Annotated in this window: 13 protein-coding genes; 8 read left to right on the top strand and 5 right to left on the bottom strand. The window is 74.2% G+C overall.

What is annotated here, in order from left to right; translation table 11 throughout:
• Positions 1 to 186: 186 nt before the first annotated feature.
• Complete coding sequence (locus tag AC07BS_RS33070; RefSeq protein ID WP_478935336.1) at positions 187 to 1,113, bottom strand: cyclase family protein; 927 nt, start codon at positions 1,111 to 1,113, stop codon at positions 187 to 189.
• 139 nt (positions 1,114 to 1,252) lie between these two features.
• Between AC07BS_RS33070 and AC07BS_RS33065 the strand changes: the two genes are divergently transcribed.
• The 5 genes from AC07BS_RS33065 to AC07BS_RS33045 all read left to right on the top strand — a co-directional run bounded on the left by AC07BS_RS33065 (position 1,253) and on the right by AC07BS_RS33045 (position 7,187).
• On the top strand, positions 1,253 to 2,164 hold the full coding sequence (locus tag AC07BS_RS33065; RefSeq protein WP_478935335.1) for an SDR family oxidoreductase: 912 nt from the start codon (positions 1,253 to 1,255) through the stop codon (positions 2,162 to 2,164).
• Between the two features lie 30 nt (positions 2,165 to 2,194).
• Positions 2,195 to 3,358 (top strand): acyl-CoA dehydrogenase family protein, encoded by a 1,164-nt coding sequence (locus tag AC07BS_RS33060; RefSeq protein WP_478646990.1) that lies wholly within the window; start codon positions 2,195 to 2,197, stop codon positions 3,356 to 3,358.
• Positions 3,355 to 4,863 (top strand): aldehyde dehydrogenase family protein, encoded by a 1,509-nt coding sequence (locus tag AC07BS_RS33055; protein ID WP_478646988.1) that lies wholly within the window; start codon positions 3,355 to 3,357, stop codon positions 4,861 to 4,863. Before AC07BS_RS33060 ends, AC07BS_RS33055 begins: the two co-directional genes overlap by 4 nt.
• Positions 4,864 to 4,876: 13 nt before the next feature.
• Positions 4,877 to 5,950 carry a Zn-dependent alcohol dehydrogenase gene (locus tag AC07BS_RS33050; RefSeq protein ID WP_478935334.1) on the top strand — a complete coding sequence of 358 codons (1,074 nt, stop codon included), beginning with the start codon at positions 4,877 to 4,879 and terminating at the stop codon, positions 5,948 to 5,950.
• A 220-nt stretch (positions 5,951 to 6,170) separates the two neighbouring features.
• A complete protein-coding gene (locus AC07BS_RS33045) occupies positions 6,171 to 7,187 on the top strand; it encodes a hypothetical protein (RefSeq protein ID WP_478935333.1) in 1,017 nt (338 codons plus the stop codon).
• Positions 7,188 to 7,213: 26 nt separating this feature from the next.
• Here AC07BS_RS33045 and AC07BS_RS33040 read toward each other — a convergent pair whose 3' ends face one another.
• The 3 genes from AC07BS_RS33040 to AC07BS_RS33030 form a co-directional block, all read right to left on the bottom strand.
• The gene (locus AC07BS_RS33040) at positions 7,214 to 7,876 is read right to left on the bottom strand and encodes a flavin reductase family protein (RefSeq protein ID WP_478935332.1); all 663 of its coding nucleotides are present in this window, start codon (positions 7,874 to 7,876) and stop codon (positions 7,214 to 7,216) included.
• A gap of 197 nt (positions 7,877 to 8,073) precedes the next feature.
• Positions 8,074 to 8,958 carry an enoyl-CoA hydratase/isomerase family protein gene (locus tag AC07BS_RS33035; protein ID WP_478646978.1) on the bottom strand — a complete coding sequence of 295 codons (885 nt, stop codon included), beginning with the start codon at positions 8,956 to 8,958 and terminating at the stop codon, positions 8,074 to 8,076.
• A 46-nt stretch (positions 8,959 to 9,004) separates the two neighbouring features.
• Complete coding sequence (locus AC07BS_RS33030) at positions 9,005 to 11,224, bottom strand: acetate--CoA ligase family protein (protein WP_478935331.1); 2,220 nt, start codon at positions 11,222 to 11,224, stop codon at positions 9,005 to 9,007.
• A gap of 134 nt (positions 11,225 to 11,358) precedes the next feature.
• Here AC07BS_RS33030 and AC07BS_RS33025 point away from each other — a divergent pair, with 134 nt between their 5' ends.
• Positions 11,359 to 11,778 (top strand): Zn-ribbon domain-containing OB-fold protein, encoded by a 420-nt coding sequence (locus AC07BS_RS33025; RefSeq protein ID WP_478646973.1) that lies wholly within the window; start codon positions 11,359 to 11,361, stop codon positions 11,776 to 11,778.
• An 86-nt stretch (positions 11,779 to 11,864) separates the two neighbouring features.
• On the opposite strand, the gene AC07BS_RS33020 is transcribed toward AC07BS_RS33025, so the two are convergent.
• The gene (locus AC07BS_RS33020) at positions 11,865 to 13,037 is read right to left on the bottom strand and encodes a thiolase C-terminal domain-containing protein (RefSeq protein WP_478935330.1); all 1,173 of its coding nucleotides are present in this window, start codon (positions 13,035 to 13,037) and stop codon (positions 11,865 to 11,867) included.
• 107 nt (positions 13,038 to 13,144) lie between these two features.
• Between AC07BS_RS33020 and AC07BS_RS33015 the strand changes: the two genes are divergently transcribed.
• Entirely contained in the window at positions 13,145 to 14,401 is a 1,257-nt protein-coding gene (locus tag AC07BS_RS33015; RefSeq protein ID WP_478935329.1) for an acyl-CoA dehydrogenase family protein, read from the top strand.
• Complete coding sequence (locus tag AC07BS_RS33010) at positions 14,401 to 14,886, top strand: nitroreductase family deazaflavin-dependent oxidoreductase (protein WP_478935328.1); 486 nt, start codon at positions 14,401 to 14,403, stop codon at positions 14,884 to 14,886. Before AC07BS_RS33015 ends, AC07BS_RS33010 begins: the two co-directional genes overlap by 1 nt.
• Positions 14,887 to 15,033: the final 147 nt, after the last annotated feature.

The raw sequence follows: 15,033 nt of genomic DNA, 5'->3' as shown, positions 1-15,033 counted from the left end.
ACGTGATCACCCTTGGATGCAGCGATTCCGTTGTGAGGGGACGCCGAGAGGCCTGCCCTGCGGGGCATCTTGGCGAAAGCGGGTCGCGGATCCGGCGCGACAACAGGGCTCGGGCGCCGGAGCTGGGTGGCGGCGTACGGTGCCGTGCTCGGGGTGCGCATCTGTGCGCCGCCGCCCGCCCGTTCTTCAGAGAACCGCCACCGGCGCCACGGGCGTTCCCGTTCCGCCCACGAACGGCTCCGGCACCGCGGACAGCAGGAACGCGTACCGCCGCGCCTCGGCGCAGGCCAGGGAGAGTTCCTCGAGATTCCAGTTCTGCCCCTGCGGCATGCCCATCTCGACCAGGTCGAGCGCGTGTACGGGCATCCAGAGGTTCTCGATCTCCGGCGGGAAGATCTCGAAGGTCAGCGTGTCGTTGGCGACGGCGGCGACGTCCCGGGCATGGAACCACTCCGGCGTGCGGACGGAGAGGCCGGGTGAGGGGTAGGCGTACGCGTCCCGGTCGCCCGCCAGGTAGAGCTGGATCTGGCCGGTCCGCACCAGCACGATGTCGCCGGACCGGACGGTGACGCCGGCCAACTCCTCGGCCGCCTCCAGGTCCTCGGGCGTGACGGCGTGGTCCCCGGCGAGCCGCTCCGTGCCCCGGGCGCGCGCGACGTCCAGCAGGACGCCGCGGGAGACGACGGGTCCCGCCTTCTCGACGCCGTGGAACGCGGCGCCGCCCTGGGCGGTGACCGAGTCCGCCGGGCGGCCGTTGTAGAGCCGGCCGCCGTGCGAGACGTGGGCGAGGCCGTCCCAGTGGGTGCCCGCCTGAAGGCCCATGGTCACCACGTCGTCGCTGGTGGCGACCGTGTCCAGACCGAAGAACTCCGCGTTGATGGCCACCATGGTGTGCAGCGGGTTGACCCTGCCGGGGATCACCCCGGTCTGCACGCCGTCCTGCCGCAGGGGCAGGGCCAGCGGTACGCGCCGTCCGCTGACGACGGTCGCCACGGCCTGGCGCACGACCGCGTCGGTGATGAGGTTGAGGGTGCCGATCTCGTCGTCGTCCCCCCATCGGCCCCAGTTGTTCAGCCGCTTGGCCAGCTCGTGGAACTCGGCAGGCAGTGCCATGGCTTCCCTCCCGCAGTCGTGACGCGCATGCCGTGGTCGTGGCGCGTCCGCCGTTTCCCGCTCGCCCGGGTCTTGTGCTCGTGGGCGCCCTGCTCAAAAATCTAACGGTCCGTCAGATAGTGCGGGAAGGGGCAGCGCCATGGGGAGCTTCCTGGCCGGCAAGGTGGTCGCCGTCACCGGAGCGGGCCGCGGCATCGGCCGGGCGGTCGCCCTGGCCTGCGCCGCCGAAGGCGCCCGTGTCGTGGTCAACGACTACGGGGTGTCCCTCACGGGCGGTGACCCGGCCGGCGAGGTCGCCCGGGCGGTGGCCGAGGAGATCGCGGCGGCCGGGGGCGAGGCCGTCGCCGTCGCGGACGACGTCTCCACCATGGCGGGTGGACAGCGGATCGTCGACACGGCCCTGGCCCGGTACGGGCGCATCGACGGCGCCGTGTGCGTCGCGGGCATCCTGCGCGAACGCATGATCTTCAATATGACCGAGGAGGAGTGGGACCCGGTCGTCGCCACCCATCTCAAGGGCACCTTCACCGTCTTCCGCGCCGCCTCCGCCGTGATGCGCCGACAGCGCACCGGCGCCCTCATCGGCTTCACCAGCGGCAACCACCAGGGCAGCGTGTCCCAGGCCAACTACGCCGCCGCCAAGGGCGGGATCATCTCCCTCGTGCGCAGTGCCGCCCTGGGTCTGCACAAGTACGGGGTGACGGCCAACTGCGTGGCCCCCGTGGCGCGTACCCGCATGTCCGCCGGCGTCCCCATGGAGCTCAAGGAGATCGGCGAACCGGAGGACGTGGCGCCCCTTGTCGTCTATCTGCTGAGCGACCGGGCCCGCCACGAACGGATCACCGGGCAGGTCTACACCGTGGCCGGACCGAAGATCGCCGTCTGGGCCCAGCCCCGCGAACTGCGCGCCGCCTACGCCGAGGGGTCCTGGACCCCCGAGCGCATCGCCGACGTCCTCCCGGGAACGGTCGGCACCGACCCGATGCCCTTGCTGGACCGGCTGGAGGAGATGGCCGCCGCGGCCTCCGCCAAGGAACGCCCGAACACCTGAGACCGCCACGGCGTGCGAAGGAGTGGGGAGATGGACTTCGCGTTCGGACCGCGGGACGAGGCGTTCCGCCGGGAGGCACGCGCCTGGCTGGCCGAGCGCCTCCCCGGCGACCCGCCTCGTGTCCCCGGGCGCGCCTGGGAACGCGAGCTGGGGAGCGGCGGCTGGATCGGCCTCGGCTGGGACACCTCCCACGGCACCTACGGGAACCGGACCGCGAATCTGAGCGGGCAGGTCGTCTGGGCCGAGGAGTACGCCCGCGCCGGGGCGCCCGTCCGCCTCGGCCACCTCGGCGAGAACCTGCTCGCCCCCACCCTCCTCGCCCATGGCGACGCCGCCCAGCGCGCCCGCTTCCTGCCCGCCGTCGCCCGGGGTGAGGAACTCTGGTGCCAGGGCTACAGCGAACCCGGCGCCGGATCCGACCTCGCCGCCGTACGGACCGTCGCCGTGCGCGCCGACGGTGGCGCCGCCTACCGGGTCAGCGGGCAGAAGATCTGGACCTCGCATGCACATGAGGCAGACTGGTGCTTCGTCCTGGCGCGCACCACCGAGGGGTCCCGTCGCCACCACGGCCTCTCCCTGCTGCTCGTGCCGATGGACCAGCCCGGCCGCGTCGAGGTCCGCCCGATCCGCCAGCTGTCCGGGGCGTCCGACTTCGACGAGGTGTTCTTCGACGGCGCCGAGGCCCGGGCAGAGCACCTCGTCGGCGGCGAGGGCAACGGCTGGCGAGTGGCGCTGAGCCTCCTCGCCCGCGAGCGCGGCGTCTCCACCCTCGCCCAGCAGATCGGCTTCGCCGCCGAACTGGAGCGGGTGATCCGGCTCGCCGTACGGACCGGTGCCGCAGAGGAGCCGGCGGTACGGGACCGGCTCGTACGGCAGTGGGCCGACTTGCAGACCATGCGCTGGCACGCCCTGCGGACCCTCGGGTCCGGCGGCGACCCGGGGGCACCCAATGTGGCCAAGCTGCTGTGGGGCGGCTGGCACCGGCGGCTCGGCGAACTGGCGATGCGGGTGCGCGGCGCGGACGCCGTCCTGGGACCGGACGACTGGCACCCCGGCGAGCCCTACCGGCTGGACGCCCTGCAACGCCTGTTCCTCTTCAGCCGGGCCGACACCATCTACGGCGGCTCGGACGAGATCCAGCGCGACATCATCGCCGAGCGCGTACTCGGCCTGCCGAAGGAGCCCCGGCCATGACGCACGGATCGGCGCACGGACCGGAGTACGGATCGGCGTACGGACGGGCGTACGGGCACTGGATCGCCGGCGCCTGGCGTGCGCCGGAGAAAGGGCACTATCCAGTTGTCAATCCGGCGACCGAAGAGGTCGTCGGGGAGGCCCCGGAGGCGACTTCCGCCGAAGTCGCCGCCGCCGTGACCGCCGCGCGGGCCGCGTGGAGCGGCTGGTCCCGTACGGACCCGCGCGAGCGCGCGGCCGTACTGGACCGGATCGCCGATCTGTTGTCGGAACGGTTGCCGGATCTCCTTCCTCTTCTCCAGGCCGAGACGGGCGCCACCCGCCGCGTCGCCACCACCCTGCAGACGGCCCCGGCCGCGCACCGCTTCCGGCGCTACGCGCGCGGCGCGCTGGAGCCGGACGTCCTCCCGCTCGCACCGAGGCCCGTGCCGTCCGGTCCGCTCGCGCCCGGCGCCCTGCTGAACGCCGCCGCGGTCCGGCGGCCGGTGGGTGTCGTCGGCTGCATCACCTCCTACAACTTCCCTGTCGTCAATCTCGCGGGCAAGGTGGCCCCCGCGCTGGCCATGGGGAACACCGTCGTGGCCAAGCCGGCCCCGCAGGACCCGCTCTGCTGCCTCGAACTGGGGCCCCTCTTCCGGGAGGCCGGCCTCCCGGACGGGGTCTTCAACGTCGTCACCGGCTCGGGCCCGGAGGCCGGCGAGGCGCTCGTCGCCCACCCCGGCGTGGACATGATCAGCTTCACCGGGTCCACCACGGTGGGAAGGCGGATCGCCGAATCAGCGGGGAGGTCGATGAAGCGCACCCTGATGGAACTGGGCGGCAAGGGCGCGGCCATCGTCCTGGGGGACGCCGACGAGTCCGTTCTCGCGTCGGCGATCGGGGCGATCGGTTCGGTCTGGTCCTTCCACAGCGGGCAGGTCTGCACGGCACCGACCCGGGCGCTCGTCCATCGATCGCTGTACGAGCGGGTCGTCACCGGCCTCACACGGTACGCCGGGGCACTGACGATCGGGGACCCTGTGGATAACTCCACCGTCGTGGGCCCGTTGATCTCCGCCGCGCAGCGCGACCGCGTCGAGGCCCACATCGCCGGGGCCCGCGCGCACGGGGCCCGGATCGCCGCGGGAGGCACGCGCCCCCCGCTCGCCCGGGGTTTCTACGTGGCCCCGACCCTCATCACCGACGTCACCCCGGAGATGGCCGTCGCGCAGGAGGAGATCTTCGGCCCCGTCGTCGTGGTCCTGCCCTTCGACGACGAGGACGAGGCGGTCCGTATCGCCAACGCGACCCCGTACGGCCTTCACGACTACGTCTTCGGCGCCGACACCCAGCGCGCCTGGGCCCTCGCGGCCCGGCTGCGCAGCGGGAACGTCGGCGTCAACACCGCCCAGCGGCACCCCGAGACGCCCTTCGGGGGCTTCAAGGGCAGCGGTGTCGGCCGCGACGGCGGCTCCTTCGCCCTCCACGCCTACAGCGAACTCCAGTCGCTCGTCTGGCCCTCCTGAAGGAAGACCACCCATGCGAGGCGTCATCTTCGACGGTACATCCGCGCAGGTCGTCGACGACCTGACGGTCCGAGGGCCCGGCCCCGGCGAGGTCCTCGTCGCGGTCGCCGCCGCGGGCCTGTGCCACAGCGACCTCTCGGTCGTCGACGGCACCATTCCGTACCCCGTCCCCGTGGTCCTCGGCCACGAGGGCGCGGGCGTGGTCGAAGCCGTCGGCCCGGGCGTCACACACGTCTCACCCGGCGATCACGTCGCCCTGTCCACCCTCGCCGGCTGCGGCACCTGCGCCGACTGCGGCCGGGGCCGGCCGACCCTCTGCCGTGCCGCCATGGGCAGGCCCGGCAGGCCGTTCACCCGGGGCGGTGAACGGCTGTTCCAGTTCGCCGCCACCTCCGTCCTCGCGGAACGCACCGTCGTCAAGGCCGTCCAGGCCGTGCGGATCCCCGACGACCTGCCGCTGCGCTCGGCCGCCCTCATCGGCTGCGCCGTCCTGACCGGCGTCGGCGCGGTCCTCAACCGTGCGCGGGTGGACCGGGGCGAGTCGGTCCTCGTCCTCGGTGCGGGCGGCGTCGGGCTGAACGTCCTCCAGGGAGCGCGGATCGCCGGGGCCTCCACGATCGTCGCCGTCGACACGGCCGCCGAGAAGGCCCCGCTCGCCCACCGTTTCGGCGCCACGCACTTCGTCGACGCGTCCGCCGTCCCCGACACCGCGGCCGCGGTGCGCGAGATCCTCCCGACCGGTGCCGACCACGCCTTCGAGTGCGTCGGCGACACCCGCCTCGTCCGTCAGGCGATCGACCTCCTCGACCGGAACGGCCGCGTCGTGCTGCTCGGCGTCCCGCCCGCCGACGCGGAGGCGTCCTTCCGCGTCGCGTCCCTCTACCTGGACAAGTCCATCCTGGGCTGCCGTTACGGCTCCTCCCGACCGCAGCACGACATCGCGCTCTACGCGCGGCTGTACCGCGAGGGACGGCTCCTGCTCGACGAGCTGATCACCGAGGTCCGGCCCGTCGAGGAATTCGCGCGCGCGGTCGCGACCACGCACAACCCTTCCGCGGCCCGCTGCGTCCTCACGTTCGACCGGTAGCCGGAGCTCCGCCCTCGGCACCGGTGGCCCGGACGTAGCCCGGACGACCCTGACGCGGACCAAACGGGACCATTCGGTAAGAATGGGGCGTCAGGTCGGCTCGGAGTCCTCATCCGCCCCTCACAGCCTGTGGGGCGGCGGACACCGAGCGCGGTCCCGGGCTCCTCGCAGCGGAACCTCTCGACCTCTGGGGGACTCATTTCGGGTGGGAGGGGTGGAGATGACACAGCAGGCTGAGCCGCACGCGATACCGGAGCAAGCGAAGGAAGCGAAGGAAGCCGGGCCCGGGGAGGAGCGCTGTGCGGCGTCCCGGCAGGAGGCGCGGCGCGACGGATTCGGCGCCGCCTTCTGCGCCTCGATGGCCGCGCTGTGCGCGGAGGCCGTCATCGGCGGGACCCTCGCCGTGCTCGTCATGCTCTCCCGCGAACACGACGGAATCCCCGAGAACGCCCTGCTGGTCGGCGCGCTCGGGCTCGGCGCCCTGCTCCTCGCCGTGCTCGCCAGTGGCTTCGTCACCGCCTCCGCGGTGATGCCCGCGCTGGCACTGGCCCGCAGGACGGCGCCCGGCCGTGACGAGCCCGTGGGTCCCTGGCGGACCGCGGGATGTGTGCCCCTGGTGGCAGCCGCGACGGTGGCCGTGTTCGGCACTGTCGCCGCACTCGGCAGCCGTTCCCTCGCGTCACCGCTCAGCTATCTCGTGTGGTGGGGAGTGCTCACGGCCACCCTGCTGCCCGCGACCCTGGCCGGCCGGGCCGCCGCCCTGCGCGTGCGCGCGGGCCGGTCCGGAAGCACGGCCCGCAGGCTGTCGCGGGACGCTCTGGTGACGTGGCTCGTCGTCGCCGCGCTGGGCACGGGGGCGTACGCGAGCGGCCTGGTGAGCGTCTACGAACCGCCCCGACTGGACCGGGCGGACCTCGAGGGCACCTGGTCCGACGGGCGCGGGGGCACCGTCAGGCTCGGCGACGACGGCAGGGCGGTGGCCGAGGGGCTCGACAACTTCAGCTGGGACGGCACGGGCAAGGACAAGCCGAAGGACTGCGACGGCTCGGGCACCTGGAAGCCGGTCAAGGAGGACGGCACGGTGCGGGGCGTCTACCTCCGGATCGGAAGCTGCGACCTCACCCGCGACTGGAACGTCATCGGATCGCAGCAGGCACCGCGGATCTACCACGAGGTCGGCAAGCCCGGCTCCGGCAAGCGCTACGTGCTGACCAAGGTGGTCAAACACCGGAAGTAGGCGCCTCTCACCTACCCCTCCGTCCCTCAGCCCTCGTACGTACCGAAGGCGTCGAACGCGCCGAACGCGCCCCGGTGGAACAGCAGGGGGCCGGCCTCCGCCGCGCGCTCGTCCACCCGCAGCGCCGTCACACGCCCGACCACGATGAGGTGGTCGCCGCCGGTGTGCACGGCGTGGACCGTGCAGTCGATCCACGCGGGCGCGTCAGCGAGCACCGGCGAACCGGTCACCGGCGACGGCGAGTGCGCGACGCCGGCGAACTTGTCGGCCGTGCGCGCGCCGCTGGCCGCGAACCCCAGGCAGAGGTCCTTCTGCCCGGATCCCAGGATGTTGGCGCAGAAGACCCCGGCGTCCGCGATACGCGGCCACGTCGCCGACCAGCGGCCGACCATGAACGCGACGAGCGGCGGGTCCAGGGACAGGGAGCAGAAGGACTGGCAGGCGAAGCCCGCGGGCGGTCCCCCGTCTTCGCCCGGCGCGGTGATGACAGTGACGCCGCTGGCGAAGTGACCGAGGACGTTCCGGAACTCCCGCGGCGTCGGTGGAGGCGGCTCGTCCGCCCGCACGGCCCGCAACCGGGGCCGGGGCGGGGGGTCGGACGGCGGGGCGGCGGAGGTCCGCGAGCCCGAAGTGCCCAGGTGACGCACGGCGATGGCCGCCATGCCGGCGTGTCCCATCATGCCGACCATTCAATCCGAAGGGCGCGGAAGATCGGAACCCTGTGGACGGCGTGGAGCACGTGGGGAGACGCGGTCGTTCCTGCCATCCCGTACGCCACCCCGTACGCCGTCCCCGCGATCCCGCTCGTCGCCTCTGCCGTCCCGCTCATCGCCCCGCCGTCCCGCTCGTCGACCCCGCATCCCGCTCATCGACCCCGCCATCCCGCTCACCGCCCCCTGAACGCCGCCTCGCGTCGTTCGACGAACGCGACGACGCCCTCGGCCGCGTCGGCCGTCGCGGTGTTGATCTCCTGGGCGGCGGCCTCGGCGGCGAAGGCGCCCGCCCGGTCCACGTCGAGCGAGGCGTTGACGAGCTGCTTGGTGAGGGCGAGTGCCCGGGTCGGCCCGGCCGCCAGCCGGGTGGCCCAGGCGCGGGCGGTCGCGGCCAGTTCCTCGTCCGGCAGCACACGGTTGACCAGCCCGAGGCGCTCGGCCTCGGCGGCCGGGAGGGAGTCGCCGAAGAACATCAGCTCCTTCGCGCGATGCGGTCCGACGAGGCGGGGGAGCAGATATGTTCCTCCGCCGTCCGGGACGAGGCCGCGGCGCACGAACACCTCGGTGAACCGCGCCGATTCCGCGGCTAGGACGAGATCGCAGGCGAACGCGAGATGGGCCCCGAGCCCGGCGGCGACGCCGTTCACGGCGGCGATCACGGGCTTCTCGCAGTCCAGCACCGTGTGGATCAAGCGCTGGGCGCCGTCCCGGATCATGCGGGCCACATCGCCCGGCACGCGCTCGGCGAGCGCGGCGTCCGGGGCCGCGCGCAGGTCCGCGCCCGAGCAGAAACCCCGCCCGGCGCCGGTGAGGACCACCGCCCGCACGGCGTGGTCGGCCGAGTCCTTGGACAGTTGGTCGATCAGTTGTACACGCAGGTCGGAGGTGATGGCGTTGAGCGCGTGGGGCCGATTGAGCGTGATCCACGAGACGCCGTTGTCGGTGGTGTGCCCTATCAATGACGTGACGGACCCGGCGGTCGCCGCGGGCCCGGCGGATGCGCCGTGGCCACCGCGCCCACCGGGCCCGGGAGTCGACTCATGGGGGGAGAGGGTCATGGGAAAGCCTCCTCGTCCGGCGGGCCGCCGGGCCGGTCCGGCGCGGTCAGCGGCAGAAGGCCAGGGCGTCGAGGGCCACCGCGCCCTGACCGTGTTCGAGCACCACCAGGGGATTGATGTCGAGCTCGGCGAGGCCGTCGAGTTCGAGCGCCATGCGCTGGACGCGCAGGACGGTCTCCACGAGGGCGTCCACATCGGCCGGGGGAGCCCCCCGGACGCCGTCCAGCAGGGCCCGCCCGCGCAGTTCGCCGATCATCGTGCGCGCCTGCGCCTCGCCGAACGGCGGTACGCGTACGGCGAGATCGTCCAGGACCTCCACCAGCACCCCGCCGACCCCCACCGTCACCGTGGGGCCGAAGAGCGCGTCGTGGGTGATGCCCACGGCCATCTCCACGCCCGGGCCGACCATCTGGCAGACGAGGATGCCGTCCAGGGGCAGTTCCTCGTAGCGGGCGATGTCGGCCAGGTCGCGGTAGGCGTCGCGGACCTGGCTGGCGGAGGTCAGCCCGACGCGGACGAGGCCGAGTTCGGTCTTGTGGGCCAGCCGGGGCCCGGAGGCCTTCAGGACGACCGGGTAGCCCACCTGCGCGGCCGCCCGCACGGCCGCCGCCGCGCTGGTCACGAGCTGCTCGCGGGGCACGCGGATGCCGTACGCGCGCAGCAGCTGCTTGGCGGCGTGCTCGCTCAGCTGCTCGCCCGGCCGCAGCAGGGCCCGGGCCTTGCGTGCGGAGGGGGAGAGGGAGCGCGGCGCGTCGTCGAAGGGGGAGCGGTAGCCGTCCGTGAAGCGGTGGTGGTCCAGATAGGCGCGGACGGCCGTGACGCAGTTGGCGAAGGTGCGGAAGGTCGCCACGCGGGAGGAGCCGAGGAGCGTGGTGCGGTACGCCTCCTCGGTGCCGACCGGCGAGCCCCACACGACGCACACCAGCTTGTCCGTCGTCTCCGCCGCGTCCACGAGGTCCCGTACGAGCCGGTCGCTGAGGGGTGGGAAGGGTCCGGTGACGGGGCATACGAGGACGCCGACGGAGGGGTCGGCGAGCAGGGCGTCGATGATCAGGCGGCCGCGCGCGTCCCCGACGGGGTGGCCGCCGTTGTCGATCGGGTTGGCCACGCTCAGATAGCCGGGTATCCACTGGTGCAGCTCGTCCTGCTTGGCGGCGGAGAGGACGGGCAGGTCGAGGCCGGCGGCGGTGGCCAGGTCCGCGAAGTGCGCGCCCGTGCCGCCCGAGATCGAATAGACGGCGACGCCGGTGGCCCGGGGCGGCCGGGCGCGGGCGAGGAGGGCGGCGGTGTCCTGGAGCTCGTCCAGGCCGTTCACGCGGATCACGCCGAACTGCCGCATGGCGGCGTCCACCACGTCGTCCGCGCCGGTCAGCTTCCCGGTGTGGGTGGCGGCCGTACGGGCGCCGGTCTCGGTCCTGCCGACCTTGACGGCGACGACCGGCACCTTGCGGCGGGCGGCCCGGTCGGCGGCGAGCAGGAAGGCGCGGCCGTCCTTGAGGCCTTCCACGTACGCGGCGATGGCCCCGACCTCGGGGCGGGTGGCGAAGTAGGAGATGAAGTCGGCGCACTCCAGGTCGGCCTCGTTGCCGGTGGGGGCCCAGTGGGAGAGGCGGATGCCCAGTTCCTGGAGGGCGAAGACCGGGCGGCCCTGGTGGCCTGACTGGGTGATCAGGGCGATGGCGGGGCCTTCGAGGTCGTCGCGGAAGCGCTCGAAGGCGTTGAGGTTGGTGTTCGGGCCGAGGAGGCGGATGCCGGCGGTGCGGGCGGCCTCGGCGAGCCGGTCCTGGGCGGCGGCGCCCTCCGGGCCGGTCTCGGCGAAGCCGGAGGCGAAGACGACGGCGAACGCGACCTTGATGTCGGCGAGTTCCTCGACGACGGGGACGGGGTCGCCGACCAGGAGCACGGCGAGGTCGATCTCCGCGGGCAGGTCGCGGACGGAGGCGTGGCAGGGGAGGCCGAAGACGGTGGTGCGGGTGGGATGCACGGGGTGGACGCGGGCGCCGGACCGCGCGGCCCAGTCGATCAGGCGGCGCGTGACGCCGGTGTTGGGGCGGCCCTCGGTCTCCGAGGCGCCGATGACGGCCATGGTCCGGGGCCGGAAGAGACGGTCCAGATCGGGTACGTCCGACCGCAGGGGGCGGCCGCCGACGTCCACGTCCTCGGCGGCGGCGATGCCGTGGACCACGGGGCCCGGGCGGGTGCCGCAGGCCGCCACACGGGCCGGACGGGAGGTGGTGGTGAGGGTGCCGTGAGTCGATCCGAGCATCGTTCTCGCCCACTCCTGCTCGCTGGCCGGATAAGCTGACGTGGAGTCAGATTACCGATCTGACAACCAGTCAGGAATGGTCCTGCGCCGGAAAGATCCGGGGCCGGACGGACCCTCGACGAGGTGGGTGGGAAGTGAACGGTTCGCCGCGGCCCGATGTGCCGGAGATCGACGAGTTCACGCGGCCGTACTGGGAGGCGGCGGCGGCCGGGAGGCTGCTCGTACGTCGCTGCCGCGCGGCCGGCTGCGGGAAGGCGCACCACTACCCGCGCGAGTTCTGCCCGCGGTGCTGGAGCGACGACGTCGCGTGGGAGGAGGCGAGCGGCCGTGCCGTGCTCTACACCTGGTCCGTGGTCCATGTGAACGACCTGCCGCCGTTCGCGGCCAGGCTCCCCTACACGGCGGCCGTCGTCGACCTCGACGAGGGCCCCCGCGTCTCGACCGAGGTGGTCGGGTGTCCGGCGGAGGAGCTGTACGTCGGCATGCCGCTGCGGGTCGCGTTCCGCCGGGCGCCGGAGGGGACGGTGACGGTGCCGGTCTTCCGGCCGGCGTGAGACCGCGTGAGACGGAGTGGGACCGCGTGAGACCGCGCGGGACCGGTTTCGGAGCGACGCGGGACCGGTTTCGGAGCGGCAGCCGCTCAGTCGCGCCCCAGGACGACCGTGCCCGAGGAGCAGAACCAGCCGCCCGTACCGGAGGCGACGGCGAGCCGGGGCGGGAGGCCGTCCCGTCGGCGCACCTGGCGGCCCTCCTCCGCCTCCCCGCGCAGCTGGCGCACGGCCTCCACCAGCAGGAAGAGCCCCCGCATGCCCGGGTGGCAGGCGGAGAGACCGCCTCCGTCGGTGTTCACGGGGAGGTCCCCGCCGATCGTCAGCCGTCCGTCCGCCGCGAACGCCCCGCCCTCGCCCTTCGCGCAGAAGCCCAGGTCCTCCAGCGTCACGAGGGTCATGTAGGTGAAGGCGTCGTACAGCTCCGCCACGTCGATCTCGTGCGGCGCGACGCCCGCCCGCTCGAAGGCCAGGCGCCCCGAGACGGCGGCCGGGGTGACGGTGAAGTCCTCCCACTCGGACAGGGAGCTGTGCGAGACGGCCGTGCCGGACCCGAGCACCCAGACCGGCGGCCGGGCGGCGTCCGCGACGTACTCCTCGGCCGCCAGCAGCACCGCGCAGCCGCCGTCCGAGCGGACACAGCACTGGAGCCGGGTGAACGGGTCGGCGATCACGGGCCCGGCGAGGACGTCGTCGACGGTGACCGGGGTGCGGTACAGGGCGTGCGGGTTGTGCGCGGCGTTGGCGCGGGCCTGCACGGCGATGCCGGCCAGCTGCTCCGGCGTCGTGCCGTACTCGTGCATGTGGCGGCGGGCGGCCATGGCGTACTTGGCGATGAGGGTGTGGCCGTACGGGGCCTCGAACTGCGCCGGACCCCGGGTGCCGAAGGAGAGCGCGGCGGTGCGGCGGCCCGCCCTGACGTCGGCGCGCGCGGTGGAGCCGTAGACCAGCAGGACGGCGTTCGCGTGGCCGGCGGCGATGGCGTCGGCCGCGTGGGCGGCCATGACCTCCCAGGTGGAGCCGCCGACGGAGGTCGAGTCCACCCAGGTGGGGCGCAGGCCCAGGTATTCGGCGACCTCGACGGGGGCGAGCGTGCCGAGCCCGGCCGAGGCGAATCCGTCGACGAGGCTCCGGTCGAGCCCCGCGTCGGCGAGGGCGCGGCGGGCGGCCTGCGCGTGGAGGGCGTACGGCGTGACCGCGTCGAGACGGCCGTAGTCCGCGAGGGCGACGCCGAGGACCGCGGTTCCGCGCCTGCCTGGAGTCATAAATCTGACGGTACATCAGTTCAGCTCTGGGAAAGGCGGATCGGCGAACCTACGATGGCGCCCCGGCAGAGTCTCCGGGAGCAGAGTCTCCGAGAGGGGTGTCGCCCATGGACGCGACGGTCGGCGAGGAGCAGCGCGAGATCCGGGACACCGTGCGCGCCGTGCTGCGCGAGCACTGCGGGCCCGGCGACGTCAGGGCGGCGGTGCTGACCCCCGCGGGCTACGACGAGGCGCTGTGGCGCAGGCTCGGGCGGGACGTGGGGTTGGCGGGGCTGGCGGTGGCGGAGCGGTACGGGGGTGCCGGGTACGGGCCCACTGAGCTGGCGCTGGCCTGCGAGGAGACCGGGCGCGCGCTGTGCCCGTCGCCGCTGTTCGCGACGGCCGTCCTCGCCGCCCCGCTGGTCGTCGCGCTCGGCACCCCGGAGCAGTGCGAGAGGCTGCTGCCCCGGCTCGCCTCCGGCGAGCTGACCGCGGCGCCGGCCCTGCCGGGCGGCACCGTGTCGACGGCCGTCGGCCTCACCGCACCGATCAGCACCTCGTCCACCGGCGACCCCTCCGCCTGCGACTGGGCCGGTGGCGGGCGGGCCGGCGGGGTGCAGGCGCGGCGGGTGGACGGCTGCTGGCGGCTCTACGGCGAGGCCCCGCAGGTGCTGGACGGGCACAGCGCGGGCCTCCTGCTGGTCGCCGCGCGCACCGGCGGGTACACGCGCGGCCGGACGCTGCTGTTCACCGTGCTGCCGGACGAGGCGCCCGGGGTGGTCCGCGGGCGGCTGACGACCCTGGACGAGACCCGCCCCCAGGCCCGGGTCCAGCTGCGGGACGTACCCGCCGAGCCGCTCGGCTCCCCGGACGACATCCCGCCCGGCGCCGTGCGCGCCGCCCTGGAGGCGCTGGGCGGCACGGTCGCGGCCGTCCTGGCGGCGGAGGCGGTGGGCGCCGCGAGCGGGGTGCTGGAGCGGACGGTGGAGTACGCGCGCGTGCGGGAACAGTTCGGCAGGCCGATCGGAGCCTTCCAGGCGGTCCGGCACCGGCTGGCCGACCTGCACGTGTCCGTACAGGCGGCCCGCTCGGCGGCGTACTACGCGGCGTGGGCCGCCGGGGGCGCGGTGGACGGGGCGCGGGGCCGTGCCGTCGCTGCCGTGGCCCTCGCGCGGGCCCTGGAGACGGCACGGGTGGTGGCGGGGGAGGCGATCCAGCTGCACGGGGGCATCGGGGTGACCTGGGACCACGACGCCCAGCTGTACTTCAAACGAGCGGCGTCGGACGAGCTGCTGTTCGGGCCGGTGCACGGCCTGCGCGCACGGGCGGCGACGGCCGCCGGGCTGTTTGACGCCACGGACGGACGGGAAGCGGTGGTGCTGTGATGGCGGCCTTCGAGCGCCTGGTCCAGAACGTCTCGACGAGCCGTGCGTTCGCGCGGATCGCGCCGCACTTCGTGCCCGCGGTGGATCGCGCGGTGCACCGGCTGACCGGCGGCAGGATGCTGCTGAGCGGGCGCATGCTGCCCGGGCTGGTGCTGACGTCGACGGGGGCCAGGAGCGGCCTGGCCCGGCGGACCCCGCTCGCCTGCATGCCGGAGCGGGGCCCGGGGCGGGAGGTGGACGCGTGGGTGCTGATCGGCAGCAACTTCGGCAGGCCCGGCCATCCCGCCTGGACGGCGAACCTGCTGGCCCACCCGGACGCGGAGATCAGCTGGAAGGGGCGGGACGTCCCCGTGCGGGCACGGCTGCTGCGCGGCGCGGAGCGGGACGCGGTGTGGGACGCGGTGCTCGACTTCTGGCCCCCGTACGCGCGGTACCAGGCGCGGGTGGAACGGCGGATCAGGCTCTTCCGGCTGGAACGGCGGTAGCCGGGCCGGCGGTGCCGCGACGCGACGCGGGGGGGGGGGGGGGGGGGGGGGGGGGGGGGGGGGAGCGGGGGGGGGGGGGGAGGGGGGGGGGGAGGGGGGGGGGGGGGGGGGGGGGGGGGGGGGGGGGGCCAAGCGGGGGGATGCCAC

The sequence above is a fragment of the Streptomyces sp. NPDC044063 genome (assembly GCF_056434285.1).
Note: the sequence above shows the minus strand (reverse complement) of the source record. Positions and strands in the feature narration are given on the sequence as shown.

Excerpts from the sequence above, each read along its gene's own strand:
- AC07BS_RS33070 (WP_478935336.1), bottom strand. The coding sequence starts at position 1,113 with ATGGCACTGCCTGCCGAGTTCCACGAGCTGGCCAAGCGGCTGAACAAC.
- AC07BS_RS33065 (WP_478935335.1), top strand. The coding sequence starts at position 1,253 with ATGGGGAGCTTCCTGGCCGGCAAGGTGGTCGCCGTCACCGGAGCGGGC.
- AC07BS_RS33060 (WP_478646990.1), top strand. The coding sequence starts at position 2,195 with ATGGACTTCGCGTTCGGACCGCGGGACGAGGCGTTCCGCCGGGAGGCA.
- AC07BS_RS33055 (WP_478646988.1), top strand. The coding sequence starts at position 3,355 with ATGACGCACGGATCGGCGCACGGACCGGAGTACGGATCGGCGTACGGA.
- AC07BS_RS33050 (WP_478935334.1), top strand. The coding sequence starts at position 4,877 with ATGCGAGGCGTCATCTTCGACGGTACATCCGCGCAGGTCGTCGACGAC.
- AC07BS_RS33045 (WP_478935333.1), top strand. The coding sequence starts at position 6,171 with ATGACACAGCAGGCTGAGCCGCACGCGATACCGGAGCAAGCGAAGGAA.
- AC07BS_RS33040 (WP_478935332.1), bottom strand. The coding sequence starts at position 7,876 with ATGGTCGGCATGATGGGACACGCCGGCATGGCGGCCATCGCCGTGCGT.
- AC07BS_RS33035 (WP_478646978.1), bottom strand. The coding sequence starts at position 8,958 with ATGACCCTCTCCCCCCATGAGTCGACTCCCGGGCCCGGTGGGCGCGGT.
- AC07BS_RS33030 (WP_478935331.1), bottom strand. The coding sequence starts at position 11,224 with ATGCTCGGATCGACTCACGGCACCCTCACCACCACCTCCCGTCCGGCC.
- AC07BS_RS33020 (WP_478935330.1), bottom strand. The coding sequence starts at position 13,037 with ATGACTCCAGGCAGGCGCGGAACCGCGGTCCTCGGCGTCGCCCTCGCG.
- AC07BS_RS33015 (WP_478935329.1), top strand. The coding sequence starts at position 13,145 with ATGGACGCGACGGTCGGCGAGGAGCAGCGCGAGATCCGGGACACCGTG.
- AC07BS_RS33010 (WP_478935328.1), top strand. The coding sequence starts at position 14,401 with ATGGCGGCCTTCGAGCGCCTGGTCCAGAACGTCTCGACGAGCCGTGCG.